General features: G+C 62.9%; 15 protein-coding genes. 4 read left to right on the forward strand and 11 right to left on the reverse strand.

The features are described 5' to 3' along the window. Positions 1-22: 22 nt before the first annotated feature. From GQB00_RS20750 to GQB00_RS20785, 8 genes are all read right to left on the reverse strand, one after another. Positions 23-802, reverse strand: a complete 780-nt coding sequence (locus tag GQB00_RS20750) for an NTP transferase domain-containing protein (RefSeq protein ID WP_111498254.1) — start codon at positions 800-802, stop codon at positions 23-25. Continuing rightward, positions 799-1431 carry a gamma-glutamyl-gamma-aminobutyrate hydrolase family protein gene (locus tag GQB00_RS20755; protein ID WP_165857680.1) on the reverse strand — a complete coding sequence of 211 codons (633 nt, stop codon included), beginning with the start codon at positions 1429-1431 and terminating at the stop codon, positions 799-801. The genes GQB00_RS20750 and GQB00_RS20755 overlap by 4 nt, the downstream gene beginning before the upstream one ends. A 1-nt stretch (position 1432) precedes the next feature. Next, positions 1433-4525: a PEP/pyruvate-binding domain-containing protein gene (locus GQB00_RS20760; RefSeq protein WP_165857681.1), complete on the reverse strand. Its 3093-nt coding sequence runs from the start codon at positions 4523-4525 to the stop codon at positions 1433-1435. A 105-nt stretch (positions 4526-4630) separates the two neighbouring features. Beyond that, positions 4631-5098 carry a hypothetical protein gene (locus GQB00_RS20765; protein ID WP_228276973.1) on the reverse strand — a complete coding sequence of 156 codons (468 nt, stop codon included), beginning with the start codon at positions 5096-5098 and terminating at the stop codon, positions 4631-4633. Positions 5099-5341: 243 nt separating this feature from the next. Beyond that, positions 5342-6424, reverse strand: coding sequence for a glycosyltransferase (locus tag GQB00_RS20770; protein WP_165857683.1), 1083 nt, complete (start codon positions 6422-6424; stop codon positions 5342-5344). A gap of 123 nt (positions 6425-6547) precedes the next feature. Then, on the reverse strand, positions 6548-7255 hold the full coding sequence (locus GQB00_RS20775) for a lipopolysaccharide core heptose(II) kinase RfaY (RefSeq protein ID WP_165857684.1): 708 nt from the start codon (positions 7253-7255) through the stop codon (positions 6548-6550). A 128-nt stretch (positions 7256-7383) separates the two neighbouring features. Further along, positions 7384-8439 (reverse strand): O-antigen ligase family protein, encoded by a 1056-nt coding sequence (locus tag GQB00_RS20780; RefSeq protein ID WP_165857685.1) that lies wholly within the window; start codon positions 8437-8439, stop codon positions 7384-7386. A gap of 197 nt (positions 8440-8636) precedes the next feature. Next, positions 8637-9614: a stealth family protein gene (locus GQB00_RS20785; protein ID WP_165857709.1), complete on the reverse strand. Its 978-nt coding sequence runs from the start codon at positions 9612-9614 to the stop codon at positions 8637-8639. A gap of 443 nt (positions 9615-10057) precedes the next feature. Here GQB00_RS20785 and GQB00_RS20790 point away from each other — a divergent pair, with 443 nt between their 5' ends. The 4 genes from GQB00_RS20790 to GQB00_RS20805 all read left to right on the forward strand — a co-directional run bounded on the left by GQB00_RS20790 (position 10058) and on the right by GQB00_RS20805 (position 13331). Then, a complete protein-coding gene (locus GQB00_RS20790; protein ID WP_165857686.1) occupies positions 10058-10732 on the forward strand; it encodes a hypothetical protein in 675 nt (224 codons plus the stop codon). Positions 10733-10880: 148 nt separating this feature from the next. Continuing rightward, complete coding sequence (locus GQB00_RS20795; protein ID WP_111498263.1) at positions 10881-11810, forward strand: glycosyltransferase family 2 protein; 930 nt, start codon at positions 10881-10883, stop codon at positions 11808-11810. Further along, positions 11807-12490 carry a sulfotransferase family 2 domain-containing protein gene (locus GQB00_RS20800; protein WP_111498264.1) on the forward strand — a complete coding sequence of 228 codons (684 nt, stop codon included), beginning with the start codon at positions 11807-11809 and terminating at the stop codon, positions 12488-12490. Before GQB00_RS20795 ends, GQB00_RS20800 begins: the two co-directional genes overlap by 4 nt. A gap of 43 nt (positions 12491-12533) precedes the next feature. Beyond that, on the forward strand, positions 12534-13331 hold the full coding sequence (locus GQB00_RS20805) for a glycosyltransferase family 25 protein (protein WP_165857687.1): 798 nt from the start codon (positions 12534-12536) through the stop codon (positions 13329-13331). Here GQB00_RS20805 and GQB00_RS21970 read toward each other — a convergent pair. The 3 genes from GQB00_RS21970 to GQB00_RS20820 are packed head-to-tail and all read right to left on the reverse strand — an operon-like array spanning position 13328 to position 16198. Further along, entirely contained in the window at positions 13328-14680 is a 1353-nt protein-coding gene (locus tag GQB00_RS21970) for an O-antigen ligase family protein (protein ID WP_228160723.1), read from the reverse strand. The two genes, GQB00_RS20805 and GQB00_RS21970, sit on opposite strands and share 4 nt — an antisense overlap. Positions 14681-14730: 50 nt before the next feature. Then, the gene (locus GQB00_RS20815) at positions 14731-15414 is read right to left on the reverse strand and encodes a hypothetical protein (RefSeq protein WP_162628890.1); all 684 of its coding nucleotides are present in this window, start codon (positions 15412-15414) and stop codon (positions 14731-14733) included. A gap of 28 nt (positions 15415-15442) precedes the next feature. After that, positions 15443-16198: a 3-deoxy-D-manno-octulosonic acid kinase gene (locus GQB00_RS20820; protein ID WP_165857689.1), complete on the reverse strand. Its 756-nt coding sequence runs from the start codon at positions 16196-16198 to the stop codon at positions 15443-15445. Positions 16199-16292 lie beyond the last annotated feature (94 nt).

Raw genomic sequence — 16292 nt, forward strand, 5'->3', positions numbered from 1 at the left:
AAAAAGCCGGCCGCTGTACCGATCAGGCCAGCCGGCAGTAGTCCTGCAACGAACCGTCCTCCGCCATGCGCTGGTAGGTCTCCAGTTCGTCGGCGGTATCCACTTCCAGCCAGCCGTTGTCCACCAGACAGGCGCGGGTGTCCCAGCCGCTGTCGATCAGGTGCTGGATGAAGCTGGTCATGTACATGTTGTCGAAGTCCTTGCCGTCGTAGATCGCGTCTCGATCCAGGGCATCGTAGGCGGCCTTGAAGTCGGCGACCCGGTCGCCGCGCACCTTGATCAGGCCCATGTACTGGGCGTGCACCTGGTCGTAGGACTGCGGCTTCTTGCCCAACTCGGCCACACGCCGGTCGGCGTCCATGACGAAGGTCTCGGCGTCGTCCAGGGGCTCTTCCATGCGCAGCTGCCAGAGCCGGCGCCATTCCCGGTCCGCCGCCAGGCACAGGGGCGCGTCACCGTCGAGGATGGCCTGCAGGACGTTGGGCTCGTAGATGATGTCGCCGTAGCAGACCAGCAGATCCTCGCCGTCGACCATATTGTCGCGGGCGCAGAACAGGGTGGCGACCATGTTGGTCTGGTCGTAGCGGGGGTTGAGCACCACATCGGCGCCCTGCCCGTCGAGCCTGTCGGCGCAGTAGCCGCCCACCAGTACGCGCCGGTCACCCAGGCCGGCGGCGTCGAGGGTCGCCAATTGCCGGTGCAGCAACGGCGTGCCGGCCAGTTCGACCATGCACTTGGGGGTGTGATCGGTGTAGGGGCGCAGTCGGGTGCCTTGTCCGGCAGCCAGGATAATGGTTCTCACGAAGGACCTCGGAACAGAGTGTGAATCAGTGTCAGATCGGCCTCAGCGAAGGGCTGTTCCCGCTCGGGGTGCCACATGGTGCCGATCCAGGGATGCTGGCGGTGGCGGACCGCCTCAATGGTACCGTCGTCACAGAACGCCGTCGCCACCAGGCCCCGGTCGCCCACGCTGACCACGCCCCAGTCGTGGAAGCTGTTGACCTCAGCAAACGCCTGGAACAGAGGTTCATCGGCCACCGGCCGGACCGGATGACGCACGGCGGTGTGCCCCTCCACCGGTGCCAGCTGGCCGTGCTCGTGCAGCACCAGCATCTGGAAACCGCGGCACACCGCCAGCACCGGCTTGGCGCGGGCGGCGGCGTGGTCGAGGATGGCCGTCTCGGTGCGATCCCGCTCCGGCGCGGTATTGCGCGCGCCCGGCAGGGAGGCGATGTCGTTGCCGCCGGTCAGGACGAAACCGTCCAGGTCGTTGGCCAGCAGCCAGTCGTCGATGCGCTCCAGGCTGTTGGGCACGGGAACCGGCACCAGCGACAGACGCCCCAGCAGCACCGTCCAGGCCTGGTCCAGACAGTCGCGGCGTTCGCCATAGCTGGCCACGACCTCGACACGCTGGGTGATCCCGATCCGCATCTCAGCGCACCACCTGGATACGGCGGTTGGCGGCATCGAGTTCCAGCACGGAGGCGACCGCCAATGCCTCGTAGCGGGCCTCACCCACGCCGATGGCCGCCGGCAGGCCGAACTCCGCGGCCCGGATCGCCATATGCGAGTTGGCGCCGCCGTACATGGTGATCAGGCCGGCGATGCCCTGGCCGAATAGCCAGTCGTAGCCCGGATCCGCCTGGGGAATCAGGGCGATCCTGCCTTCCAGCGCACCGCTTTCGGGGGACGTCTTGTTCAGCGCCAGGCAGGACGCGGTGATGCGACCACTGCCGACGAAGTTCGCCTGACTGGACGGGTACAGGAACACCCGAAAATCCGACTCGTCCAACAGCAGCGGCGGTAACTCCACCAGGCCGGCCCGCTGCTGGGCATGACGCCCACGCTCCGCTTCGCCGGTCAGCCAGGCGGTTTCGTCCACTTCACTGACGGTACCGGCAGACACGTCCCGGAAGGCCCCCAGCGGGATGTGCGACAGCGCCTCGCGATCCAGCCCGCGGGACTGGCCGAACTCGACCAGTGCGTCCAGCGCCGCCGACAGGTGGCGTGTGAACACGAACTTGGCGTACTCGCGCCCTTCGATGGCCGCTCGCATGAAACCTTCCACCACCTCGATATCGCCCGGCAGCCCCACCGTACCCAGGGCTTCGGCAAACGCCGAACGGGACCGGTCCCAGGCGGCGGTGTCGGCATGCACGGCGGTGTCACCGCTGGCGCGCTCCACCACCGGACGCAGGAAATGCTCCGGATCGTCAGCGTAGCTCAGCGACGTAATGTCGTAGGTGCCCGGGCGCAGGTGACCGTACCGCTCGACGAACGTTTCCCACGCCAACGCGCCCGACGCCGTCTGCGCCGCATCGTCGGTGAATCGATGGGTGACCGTGCGGATCGAGTTGAGGAAGGCGTCGACCGCCTCCTGATCAAGAAGGCCAGCGCTGACCGCTGAGCGCAGCAAGGTCACCGCGACGAACGCGCTGCGGGCCAGATGCGCGAACAGACGCGTGCCCAGGCTGCGGCAATCTTCGAGCAACACCAGGGCCCGCTCCAGCGGCGGCAGGTCTCGCTCCGTGATGCGCTGGAATCGCGCCTCCAGGGTGTCCACCGCGGCCAGGTCGGCCGGCGTGCGTTCAAACGCACCGGCCGTGACGGCTTTGAGTCCGGATTCCAGCGCCTCCACCTCAGCGCCGGCGAAACCGCCCTCGTTCGTCAGCCGCTGGCGCCAACGCTCAAAGTCCAGGGCGAAGCAGGTGGGCACCACGTCGAATTCGACCTTGTCGTGCAGGTGCGGGTGCTTTCGCAGCCAGTCCAGGTAGAAATCCACCAGCCGGCCCGCCAGGTCGTCGCCCAGGGTGGCGGGAATAAAGGAGTTGAAGCTGGCGCGGATATCCACGTAAGGATGCCCGGCAAAGGCCGTCAGCAGCGGCTGCGGACGGACATCCCGATAGCCGTATTCGGCGCGCTGGGTGGCCCAGATGTCGTCCATGATCAGGAAGCGGTACAGGCTCATGGCCAGCCGCCCCGGCCGGGTGCCAATGATCTCCGCCGGGTTCCAGTCGGGCATCACGCCGAAGTAGGCCTTCTCACCAACGACGAACGGCGACGGCGCCTGGGCCCGGCGGAAACGGGCCATCGCCTGTTGCAGCACGGCGTCCACCGCTCCGGCGTCGTTCTCTTCGTGCTCCACCGCGATCGGGCGCACCTGCAGGACGTGAACCTGGCCGCCCTCGCTGATGGCGAACTCCACATCCAGGGAATCGTAATCGAGCAGGCCTTCCAGTTCCCGCAGGGCCGGCAACAGTTTATCGACCGGCCGCGGCAACCGGGCCCCCTCCACGCCATCCCCGCGATAGACCAGCAACGTCTTGTGATCGCGGCTCGCGCCGCTGGTGATCGACTCGGTGCTGCGGGTGATGTCGTCATAATTGATGACGTAATAAGGCGCGCCATGGGCCAGGGTACGGGTGAAGGCCACACCGCTGGCGCATACCTTGTCCACCATGGGCTGGACCAGCACCTGGTTGCGCGGATCGTTATCCGGGTAGGACGCGGCCACCTCGGCAATCGCCGTTTTGACCGCCTCTGGCGATGCGCCGTCCACACCCAGAACGCTGGTGTAGGCGCCGGCATTGGCCGAGGCAAAGCCATCCTCCGTCAAGGCGCTACTACGCACCACCAAAGCCCGGGCGCCCAGTTTGCGCCGGATACGTTCGAGCACGCCCTGTGGTTCGGACTGCCACTCAGCCACGGTGAAACTGACCTGGTCCTCAATGCGGCTGTGGGTGATCAGGCCCTGCAGGCGCCTCAGGGTCTGGGCCTTGGTGCCCATGATGAAGCGTGTCAGGTCCTGCGGCTCGTTCATTTCCGCCCAATCACCCTCGACATCGACCGCCTCAATGCTGAACCCGCGCACGCGCAGGAGTTCCAGCAGTTGGCTCAGGTTGCCACGACGGATTTCTTCCGGGAAAGACGCGCCCTGGGCCGCCAGGTACTCCGCCACCCGGGATCCGAACGACACCAGCCCCACAAACTCGGCGTCCGCCGTGGCGGGGAGGATGTCCCGCCCCAGGCGGGTAATCTGCGAGCCGTGCAGGTTCACCTTCTCGCAGCGTTCCAGGTCCGCCTGCGAGCGCCCTTCGAAACGCTGTCGCCACTGGCTGTCCACCGCCACCGCCACATCGGCGTCGCTGGCCGCCAGGGTCTGGATCGAGGACGAGCGGAACAGCACATCGGCGTAGGACACCACATAGCGTCCGCTCGCGCTCAAGGGCGCGGTCAGCAACGATGCCGCGGCGCCGGTACTTTGCCAGGCGGGGTTGACCGAATACTGGATGTCCGGATAAACCCGGCAGATTTCGTCCAATTGATAGCCGCCCACGAAGTGCACGTCGTCCACAACGGAACGTGCCGCCTGCAGCACCCAGTCCAGCACCCGGCTCTGGCCGGAGGCGCTGCGCAATACACTGTGTTGATCGCCCCGGAACGGGCGACCGGCTCCCAGGATAACCAGCTTCGCGAGATCGTTTTTCAAAACGTGACCAGAATCAAAGGGTGAACGGTCCGGCATTCGGGCTGGCCTGCAGCGCAGGCCGGCCGCCGGGTTTTCGGGCGGCGCCCAGTTTACACGATTGTGTTCAGGCAACCCTATCCGCGAAGGGTTCGACAGCGCGGTTCAGCGCTGGCTTCGCCACTCGGCCATCTGTTCCAGGGCGGAGACGTGGACGCAACCAAGCTGGGCCGGGAACGACGCATCGAGCAGCATCGCCATGGCGAAGCGATGGCAGCCGGCTCCGGAGAAAATCGGTTCGCCTCCTGGGCCCAGGTGCATGAGAACGCCGCCCACTTCACGGAAGGTATCGGGCTCCAGCTCCTGCCGCGTGGGTAGCCGGCCGCGGGATCGCACGTCGTCCCAGATGTCATCCAGCGCAGCGTAACGCCGCTCGACGTCTTCAGGCGTGCGGCATTTGTCCGTCACCCCGGTGGGAGACACCGCGATCCGGCTGAGCATGAAGTCGATAGCGCCGGACGCCTGCCAGTCCTTGCCATCGCGCCAGTGCCCCCAGCAATAGGTGAGCTTGGGATGATTCTCGAAGGGCTGTTCGAGGTGCTCCGGCCAATCGCGCACGACGCGGCCGGACATCTGGCGAACCCGTGCGCCAAAGAAACTCGCCAGGTCCGCCGCTTCAACGTACCGTTTGCAGGCGCCGGGGGGCACCCAGATTCGTTCGGCGTAACGCGGCGCATCCGCGCCAAAACGAAGCCGGTTCCAGGAATCTATCCAGAAAGCCCTGAGGTGATATTTTACTGCCAAAACAACCCCGTATATCGAGAGGCGCCCAATAACCGTGATGTCCGGGCTACGCCCACACGCCCAAACTCGACATCACCCCAGATCCGTTTCAAAAAAGAGCCGGTTGGTCTCGCGAACCATCTTCTGCATGCCGAACTCTTCGCGAATCCACGCCTGCAGGCCTGACGGGTCAAACGATTGCTCACGGTTGACGAGCGATCGTATTCCGGCGGCCATGGCCGGCACGTCGTCAATATCGACGAGTATGCCGTAGCGACCATTGGCCAGGAGTTCTTCACTGCCCGGTACCCGTGTCGAGACAACCGGTTTGCCGTAACTCATGGCCTCATTGAGCACATTGGCCATGCCCTCATTACGCGAACACAGCAGGAACAGGTCGATTCCGCTGAAAAACGACGCCATGTCTTTCTGGTAGCCCAGAAAATGAATCCGGCTCGCTTCCTCACGGGCCATGATCCCTGCCTTGATCTCGTCCTCGTACTCCCCTTCCCCGGCGTGCACGATATGGACGTTGCCGGGCAGTGCCGCCAACACATCCGGCAACTGATCAAACCCTTTCTGGGGGCTGAAACGTCCGGCACAACCAACGATCACGGCATCGTCCGGCAGGTCAAACAGCCTGCGGTAATCCGTCCGGTCCGGCGTCTTCGCGTCGACGTCGAATCCGTTATAAACCCGGAACACATTGCCGTCGTGAAAAAACAGCCGATGCTTGAGCATCTCCTGCTTGAGGGAGTCGCTGTTGACCATCAGCACCGACTTCATCAGCCGGAAGATCGCGAAGTACTTGATCGGGCTTTTGACGCGCCGGGAAATACCCAGGTAGAGGATCACGCGATCGACACCGGCCAAGGTCGAGGCCAGCGAGACCAGCCACCAGTCTTTCTTCAGCGCCGCGAAAACAACATCCGGCCGGATGCGCTTCAGAATCCGGACGTAGTTCGTCACCACCGAGAGATTGAAATCCCCGCCCCTGGACTTGACCTCGACAACATCGACATTGGGGATACCGGCGAAACGCTCGGCAAACGACCCCTTGAGCAGAATCACGTAGACCTGAACACCGGTCTCAGCCAGAAAACGGGCTCTCAGGAGTACGTTTTTTTCGATGCCGCCCCAAACACGGGACGGGCAAAACAATACCGCTTTTTTCATGGCCAATCAGGGTCCTTCCGGGTCTATCCACTGGGGTCTCATTCACCACCCTTTTTATTCGCTGGCTGTCGCTTCCAGTATCCGTCTTTTCCACGATCCGCTCTGGCGTCCTGACGATCGAACCTATCGCTTCCGGAGCCGTCTCTTCACGTTTCTCAGGGCAAACCGGGCATCTTCCAATCGCGTGGCCAGCCTCAGCCATCCCGACGACGCCAGCGATGGGTCCAGGCTGCGCCTTGCCTCGGGACAGCTCCTCAGGAAGCGGTCCAGCTCTCGCGCTTTCTGCAAGGCGGGCAGGAACCGGGGTTTCTTCAGTCTAAAATCGATGAAGGTGATGCGCTCCCCGTTCACGATAAAGTTGGCCATCTGCGCATCGCTCCGCAGGTACCCTTTCTGGTGCAGGGCCTGCAGAGCCGCGATGACCTTCGGCGCATCTTCCGGCCGCGCCGGACGCCCATCGACAAACCGGTAGCAGACAAAGGAATCGACCACAGCGCCTCCCTGTCTCTGCTCGCAGGCCAGCACCGGCTCCGGTGCCGAAAACCCCATCGCGGCCATGCGCTCGAGATGCCGGAACGTCCGCACCGCATCGCTTCCGCGAAACCGCGTCAGGAAACGTTCCCAACGCCGTCCGTTCCGTGCCCTCGGCACTTTCAGCAACAAAGACTGGTTTTCAAACCGCACGCGGGCGCTCAGGGTGCGCCAGTTATCGCGAAACACCGTCTCGCGATCGACGTCTCCCGCCACCACGGTCTCAACCAGCCGGCCGCTTTGGGCTTCGTTCAAACGGGAAACAACCCGGTACTCCCCGTGATCAAAGGAAAGGGACATATCAAAACCTTAGCCAGCAAAAGGCCTGGAAGCGAATGGGCGGCGACACCAGCCAGCGCCGTTACAGGGACGAAAGCCCCAGCGGGCTGATGCGCTCTTCGTCATACAGGCGGGCCGCCCTACCCGATTCACTCGCCACGAGACTCGCAGCATCGGGCGAGTGCCATCAGATACGCCAGTGGCAGCCAGAAAAACAGCCAGTCGGGACTGGGCGGCGCAATCACCATGTGGCCGTCGGTCAGGTTGAGCAGGCCAATCAGCAGGAGCAGCAACAGGGCGAACGGCACGAGGCGGCGATGCGCCGTGCCCAGCTGCTTCACGATGCGCACCAGCACCCAGCCCAGTAGCAGCAGCAACAGGCCGGCGCCGATGAACCCGGAGTAGTGCCAGGCGCTGAGCAGCAGGTCGTGAGGGTGCTTGATCGCAACGCCCATCTGCTCATGGAGCAACAGGCCCGCCTCGGAATTCCTGAAATCGGAAGCCGCTCCGGCGCCGATCCAGATGGATTCAGGCGGGTTCTGGATCACGGTCATCCAGATCTGCGGACGATGGGAAAACCCGCGCGCCACCATGCCCGCCAGCAGGTCACTGAGAAAGGGATAGGCCGCCGCTGCGAACACAAGCGCGAGAATCACGCCGCCGACCAGGTACTGACGCGCCCGGGCGCGGCGACTCACCAGCAGTACCGAGGCCGAGTAAAGCACCATAAAGGCAAGCAGCGCCCCCAGCGGCCCACGACTCTGCGAGAGAATCGCCAGGATCAGGATGCTCAGGGCCGACAGCCCCATGACGAGGTGGTCAAAGCGCTCGCGGGTTTCATCCAGGCGGTACGTCACCATGCCGACCGCCCAGAAGGCAATCAGCGCCGACGGCCCCAGAATGGGATGGCTCAAATAGCCAAAACCGCTGATCCGGGATGGATACTGGCCCGCCCAGAAATAATGGGCAATGGCCAGCAGGGACGCCACAAACGCAACACTCACGATCAGGCGGGCATGGTAACGGGGTTGATCGAGCCATCGCTGTGCGGCCACGAAAACCGCCAGCATGAAGATCGACGTGCTCAGTGCCCAGCGCACAACCTGAAACTGCTCGTCTTGCTTCAGGCCATCCGGCAGAAAAGTGCTCACCGTCATGTAGCCAAGCATGGCGAGGGCCAGCCAGATCGTTCTGTCGTTGACCAACCGCCGCGTCCGGGGCGCGATGCAAACCCAGAGGACGCCAGGAAACACACCCGCGAACAGAAAAACGCCGTAAACGGCCTTCCAGGGTAGTAACAACGAAAAAGACAGGAAAAGCAGCAGGGATACGTTGACCCAACGCGGAGCTCGGAGACTCCCTGAAACACCCCGACGCCCCGCCCACGGCAGGCTCACTTCACTCAATACTGATCCCCCTGAAAACGGCCAACGGTTCGATCCATCCACGACACCCAGAACGCCATGAATTCTTCACTGGCCCCATCCAAGCTCTGAGCGCATAAAAAACGGCATTCGGGACGCTCATCAATACTTTCCACCAGTTCGATCTCCCGTGCCCCTGGTGCCGATCCCAAATACAGGGACTCGGGCGTTTCCGACAGTCTGGCCGTTCCCTTGAGCCATTCCAGATTATTGGCCAGAGCCACCGTCCAGAACTGCCTGATGTTGCGCAATGGATAAGAGGCATTGCGACGCATCGGCTGGGGGTGACTGGCAAAGTAATCGCTCAGTGTGCTGACCCGCATCGGGTGCGGCACGTGCCCCACAACCAGGAAACGCGACGCGCCTCCCGCCAGCCGTGCGGCCTCGCACTGCAGGGTGCGCAGGCTCGGACGCCCTATCCCGAAAAGGCGCTTGAGCCGCTTGTCCGCAGCATCCTTGGCCAAAGGCCGGATATCACCGCGGAGCACGGGATGATCGTCATCGAAAAAGTCCGACGGCGCCACCGGCTTGACGAGAAAACAGTCGTCGTTGAAATAGATGAAACGATCCGCCAACCCCGGCACCCGCCAAAGCATCGTCTCAATCGACAAACTGTTGAACGTGGGAAGCAGATCCTCGTAACCGGCAAAAATCGCCGTGTGATCCACGACCCTCACCCGATCCGCCAGATCGCGCGGCAGATTATTCAGAAAAGCCGGGGTCTGTGCATCGGTGACGATAAAAATACGCCGCAACCAGGGGGCAAAACGCAGCAGGGAAGACACGCAGTATTCCAGCTCCCCGCTATCGGCATAGCGCGTCCGGGCTGCGGCCTTGGGCTTCCAGCGGGCGCGCCAGCCCAGACACTGCTCCAGTTTCTGTCGGTGGGCCGGGTCATCACCGTCCACCCAGGTGATCACAGCATCGATCGGCGCATCGGTTGTTCGTGCAGACATGCGGCGGAATCGGGCCTCATCGTTTCATGTGTTGCCAATAACGGAAACGCCCCGCTCACCGACGACACCCGTGTGCCTCGCGAAAACAGGCGGCGGTATTATACAAGGAAATGCTGACGTCTATGCGGTGCCATTGTTTCATCCTTGTAATCGATGGGCAGACCGACAACGCTCCAGGATCCCCGGAAGCATTCACGGAGGCTATGATAGCCTGCCAATGCGCCAGACCAAAGCCCAACGGCGGTCGAGCCGACCCAACCGCCCGATTCCCGACGCCTTTCATGGCACCCCATAATCAATAACAATTATCATTATTAGAAATACGTCAAACTTTGGCCGCTTCAACCGTGTTATGTTGCGCCCCGACCCATTCCGGCATGCAACCACCTGCAACAGGAGCCAGGGCTGCCGGTTCGCATTAAAAATAAGAGACCGCCGTCGGCATGAGCATTACCGAGAAAAACGGCTTCCAGCAGTGGCGAAGAAACCTCAACAGTCGCATCCGCGCCCGCCGGATCGATGCCCGCAACCAGACCCTCTATGGTCCGCACGCCCCCCAGTTTGCCGAGCGCCTGTGGGTGCCGACCGCCGAACTCCAGTACGCGGTCAAGGCCGGCAGCGCCAAAGACTCCGCCAGAGTGATCGATCAGTGGCCTGCCAACCGCGTTATCCGGGTCATCGACATCGACACCATACGGGCCTGCCTGCAGCACTGGCGCGACGGCGTCAGTTGGGAGGACACCGGCATTATCGAGCGCATGATGCGCCACATCCGCGAGCACGGAAAAGTCGACCGGCTCAGCACACTGGCCCAGGTCGAGGCGCGCTATGACGAGTTGGACCGACTGTTCGAGGCGGTCACCCGGGCCGGCCAGTTGTCCCCACGCCAGGCGCTGATCGCCGGCAACGTCCGCGAAGAAGGCGGCCCCCTGGTCCACATCGGCCCGGACGGCGCCCCCTACTTCGGCCGCAAGGGGCATCATCGGCTGGCCATCGCCCTGGCTGGCAACCTGGATTACCTGCCCGCGCAACTGGGCGTGGTGCATGTCGATGGATTGTCCGGACTGATGCGGTTGCGGTCATGCGGGCCAGGAATCGATCAACGCCAACCGGCTTAAATTCAATTGCAACTTATATGGATCATCCTGTCCAAGAGTGCACTTCCAGGCGCCTGGTTGTGTTTTACACCGGTGACGCGTCCGCCCCACTCCACTTTCGGGACGGAGACCGACCGTTGCCTTCAGACCATTGAGGCCCAGATCACCCATGACTGCCGCAGTATCCGTCATCGTCACGACCAAGGATCGCCCCCACTTTCTCCGGCATGCCCTGGAATCCATCGATTCCCAGAGCCGAAAAGCCACCGAAATCATCGTGGTCGATGACGGCAGTCGCATGCCGGCCGAATCAGCGGTCGACATGGCCACCGCCACGATCCCGATCCGTTTTGTCCGAAACGACGTCAGCAAGGGAGTCTCGGCGGCCCGCAACCAGGGCGCGGAGGCCGCCATCGCTGAGTGGGTGCTGTTTCTGGACGACGATGACTGGCTGGGAACGGCCTTCCTGGAGAACATGACGCAGGCGCTGGATTCCGCCGCCGGGATGCCCGCGTTTCTCTGGAGTAACCGGGTCGATGTCTACAGCGACAGGCAGGCATCGAAGAACCTGGGCCCCGCCTCGCTCGACCACTCGAACAGCAACGATCAGGCGCTTGAGCAGCTGATGCAGGTGTCCTGCAGTGGCATGCTGTTCAACGCCGAACGCTTTGTCCGCTGCGGAGGCTTCAACGAATCGCTGTGCGTTTCCGAGGACCGCGACCTGGTTTTCCGTCTGCTGCAGCAGGGGGTCAGCGCCCGGAACGTGCCCGATGCCGACCTGTTCTTCCGGATACACGATGGCCCCCGGCTGTCCAATTCGGACAAGAAAGCCGTACAGGCCCGGGACGACCTGAGCGTCATCGATACCCACCGCGCTTTCCTGAAGAACCACCCGGCCATCGCCGACAAGTTCCTGGGGCGCGTTGCCAAACGCCTGTGGTCTTCCGGCTACTGCGCCGAGGCGCTGCGGGTTTCCCGAATGCATTGGCGACTTCAACCCTGGTCCTCGCGTACCATCAAGCGCAACGTACTCTGGCATGTTGCCGCCCTGTTCCGTTCCGGCAGGAAGCTTCAAATAAGGACCGCCGTCGCCCAATGAATCTGACGCAGAAAATCAAGATCCAGTACAAGCACCTGGCAAAACGTCGCTACCACCGTGAGATCCGCTGTTCCTACCGCAACCGCAAGTTCGAGGAATACGACACCATTTTTGTGCATATTCCCAAGGCGGCGGGAACGGCCATCCATGAGTCCCTGTTTGGTCGCGTATCGGGTCTGGGCCACGCCTCCGCCGAAAAATACATGAAGATATACGGGCTCGCCGCGTACAACGCCAAGTTCAAGTTCACCTTCGTGCGCAATCCCTACGACCGCTTTGTCTCCGCCTACCAGTACCTGGCCGCCGGCGGCAACAATTCCTATGACCGCTCGTTCAGCGAACGGAAGATGGCCGGCTTCAACGATTTCGAGGACTTCGTCATCAACGGCTTCGACAAGGATCCGGAGATCCGCAAATTCTTCCATTTCCGCAAGCAGGTGGATTTCATCACGGTGGGCGGCCAACTCTGCGTCGACTTTGTCGGCCGTTACGAGAACCTGGAGAAGGACTTCAAGTACATCGCCAGTTTTATCGGCGAGGGCAAGGACCTGCGCGAGAGCAACCGTACCGCCAATCGCCAGCCCTACCAATCGTTCTACGACAACGAGCAGGTTCGCCGGATCGTCCACGACTACTACCGCGACGATTTCGAGACGCTGGACTACCCCGAGTCCATCTGAACCGCGCGCCCAGTAGCATCACCGCTCCCGACCAGGCCCTGAAATGAGTCACAGCCCGTATCCGATCTATCTCGTCTCCCTGCCGAAAGACAGCACTCGCCGGGACGCCCTGAAACGGCGCTTTCCCGAATTCGCAGCCCGCATGACCCATGTCGAAGCGGTCGACGGCCGGGAACTGACGGCCAAGGATTTCTTCGGCCACATCCTGCCAGCGTGTATGAACGGCCACCGTTTGATGCTGCCGGGCGAGGTTGGCTGCAGCCTGAGCCATATCAAGGCGCTCCGGCAGTTCCTGGACAGCGAAGCGCCGGCGGCTCTGATTCTGGAGGATGACGTGATCGGCGACGACGAGGCTGTGGCGAGGATCATGTCGCTGATTCCCGCGCTGCCCGAAGCAGCCCTGCTGATCTGCGGAGGACAGGAAGGCATGCCGGCCCGCAAGTTCCTGTTCGGCAAGCCGACGGGGCGCGAAGGGCTGTTCCGGCTGGCCGACTTTTCCAGCCGGCACGTGTTCCGCACCTGCTGCTACGTCGTCACCCGCCGGAGTGCCGCCGACATCCTGGCCGGGCACGACAAGGCGCTGCAACTGGCGGATGCCTGGGGCCGTTTTTTCCAGTCGTCGCCGGTATCGATCTACTTCGCCAACCTCCTGCAGCATCCGGAGGAACTGGACAGCAGCCACCTGCAGCAGGAACGTGCATTGTTCGGGCACAACTCGGACGCTTTCCGGAAGACCCTTTGGGATCGCCTGACACGGCGCATCCAGCGCATCCATAGAAAGCTCGGAGCGCTGATGTGCCTGACGGCCGGGTACCGGCGGGTCCTGCCGCGGCGGCGCTAGCGCCCCGTCGCGGCCTGGGCCTGCATGACCTTGCGGCCATGGGTGTGGCTGAAGATAAACGACGCCGGCACGCCCAGCAGGACGGAGATCATCATCAAACCGGGGTCGTCGTCGAAGAAAAGGCCGTAGAACAACGCGCAGATCATGAAGAAGGTGATCGAGCTGACGGCAAACGCGAAGATATCGCCGGCCATGACCCCGGCGCGCCAGGCCCGGTAACCGCCCCGCACGGCCCATGCGAACAGGGCGAGAATGATCAGCAGGCCACCGAGACCGTACTGCAGCGTGGTCTCCAGGTAGGAATTGTGGAGCTGCCGGTAATGCCCCAGCACAGCTTCATCTTCCCCCGCTTCCGAAAGAACCATGCGCCCGGCGCGGTAGCCCCAGCCCACCAGGGGTCGTTCGGCGATGCGCTCCAGGCCGATATTCAGGAACTGGGCGCGCAGCCCCCAGCTGGAATCCGGCATGGCCTCGAAGTTCCCCGCTTCCATCTTGTCGAAGACCACCATCTCGCTGGCGACCCGGTTCATGGTCTTGTCGAGGACACCGGTGCTCGTGGCCACGAGCGTTGGCACCAGTACCACGCCGGCAAACAGGCCGACGATGACCGCCTTGGTGCCCCGGCTCGCCCGCCCCAGGGTGATCAGCAGGATAAAGCCCAACACCAGCACTACGGACAAGGCCAGGAACACGCCCCGCGTCTGCGTGGTGACGATGCACAGCAGGCAGTAGGCCACCACCAGGCCCCACAGGACAAAGCGTCCCCAGCGGAACCGGGGACGCAGGAAAATCCGCGGCGCAAACGCCAGCAGGCCGAGCAAGGCCAGGGAATAGTACATGGCCGCCCGGATCGGGTTCACGCCGAAACCCACCCGGATAGCCGATTCCAGCCCCCGGGTAAAGTCCGTCAAACCGCCGCCCAGAATCCACGGCATCGCGATGACCAGGCCACCCAGCACGCCCAGGTACGTCATCGCCCAACGATCACGCCCGGCAAGCACCACCGCGATAAAAATGAAGCCGAACTTGTCGAGGTAATCCTCCAGGGATGGCCCGCTGCGCGCGATATCCGGAAAATCCTTGAGCAGGAACAGCCAGGTCACCGTCAACTGCACGATTGCCGCCAGCATGGCCCAGGCCGGAAGGGATCGCCGCAGTGATCCCGCGTAACCGAAGAAGACGATGAGGCCGAACAGGTAGAAGGCGATGTCGATGGCCTTGACCTTGCCGAACGGCAGAAGCATCTGGGCAACGAACAGAACCGACAGGACGAGCAGCAATCCATTGATTGCCGGCGGACACCGGGGTGTCAGGGGGTTGTTGAACAGGCTGGGCCAACGGGATGTCATGTCGCTCAAATTCGCTTCCTCTCCATACAGTAACGTCTTCCCCGTGACCTTCAGTCAAACCGTCGATCGGCAATATTGCGCTTGGCCCGCTTGGCACGGAACAGCTCACGCCAGCCGTTCACTTGCGCCCAGAACGCCGCCTGATCCCAAACGTTTTCGTCGGTCGGAGCCCGGGCATCCATATAGGCGTTCAGCAGCACTTCCACGGCCCGCTCGTCCGGCAGCCGCGACGCAATGTTCGCCAGGTTGGATATTTCCACGCCGATGGGCAAGCCGCCGCGGAAAACCCTGATATCGTCTTCATCCACCATAGCAACCCGGTCGCGTTCGTCGACCAGGAAATTGGTCAGATTGCCGTCGGGCTGCTCGACACCACGCTGGTGGAGATCGGCGACGGTCCGCCCCAGCACGCCAATCAGATGCTGCAGCACCTCGGGCGATTCCGCCTCGCGCAACACCTGACGCATGGGACGGTAACCGTCCAGGAACTCGGTGGCAAAACCAAAGCAGCGCTTCCCGGGCACCCAACCCGAATAGGCAACTGGCGGGACAGGTGCTCCCACCTTGCGCAGCCGGCGCCCGCGGCGCTCTGCCCGCAGCCAGTGCACCAGGCCAAACAGCGGGCGCCGGTAACATTTGATCGCAGCGAGGGCCTCATCAATCCGGGCGAGATAGGTTATCCGGGTACGACGGGTGTTGGAATGGATCTCGGTCAACAGCTCGATCAACGCCATCAGTTCCTCATCCCTGGAACGCAGCCGCTCACGACGCCGGGGTACCGTTGCGGTATCCATCCACCAGCGCCGACCAGAGCGCATCACGGCGGGCGTCGCTGAAACGTCCACAGCGCTTGTCGACTGAACGCCGCAGGCGGTCCAGGTTGCCCTGCCGCCAGTCGCTGCCCCCCGCCGTGTTACGCAGACGACAACGGTCGAAATCGATCAGGGTCACCGAATCACCGCGGATCAGGATGTTGTCGCAGTTCAGGTCGACATGATCGACGCCGTGATCGTGGAAGCGGCGAATGGTCTGGCCGACGGCGGTCCACAGCTCGGTTGAGTCCAGAGCATCGGCATCAGGCATGGGAACTGCGTCGACGATGCGTTCAATCAGGATCGATGCCTGATACCAGAGGTGATTGCGCCGGCGATAGGTCGCCGCCACGGGTTTGGGAACCGGCAGCCCATCTTCCGACAGGGTCTTGAGCAACTCGAACTCGGCGAATGAACGCACCCGCTGCTCACCGGTAAACAGGTAGCTGGAATCGGATACCGCCGCCACCATGCCGCCCCGACGATAGAAACGCAGGACCAGCGGGCCTACCGGCGACTCAACAAACCAGGCGCTGCCTCGCCCGCCGCTGCCAACAGGCACGGCCCGGTCGGACCAGAATGCGGGATCAAACCATTGTGCAGTGACATCGTCACCAAAATCGGGGTGGATTCTCACGGCGCTCTGGTCGGCACTCTGGTCTGTGGCAATTGAGCTTGTGGCATTCGGGGATTTGGACTCAGCCATGGATGGCTTAAAACCTGCCTGCTGTGACAAAGGCGTGCAGCGTCGGAGGAGACCAACGACGGATTGGACGCGTTACGATAGAATAATGCTCGTG

The sequence above is a fragment of the Marinobacter sp. JSM 1782161 genome (assembly GCF_011421605.1).
Classification (GTDB): Bacteria; Pseudomonadota; Gammaproteobacteria; order Pseudomonadales; family Oleiphilaceae; genus Marinobacter_A; species Marinobacter_A bohaiensis.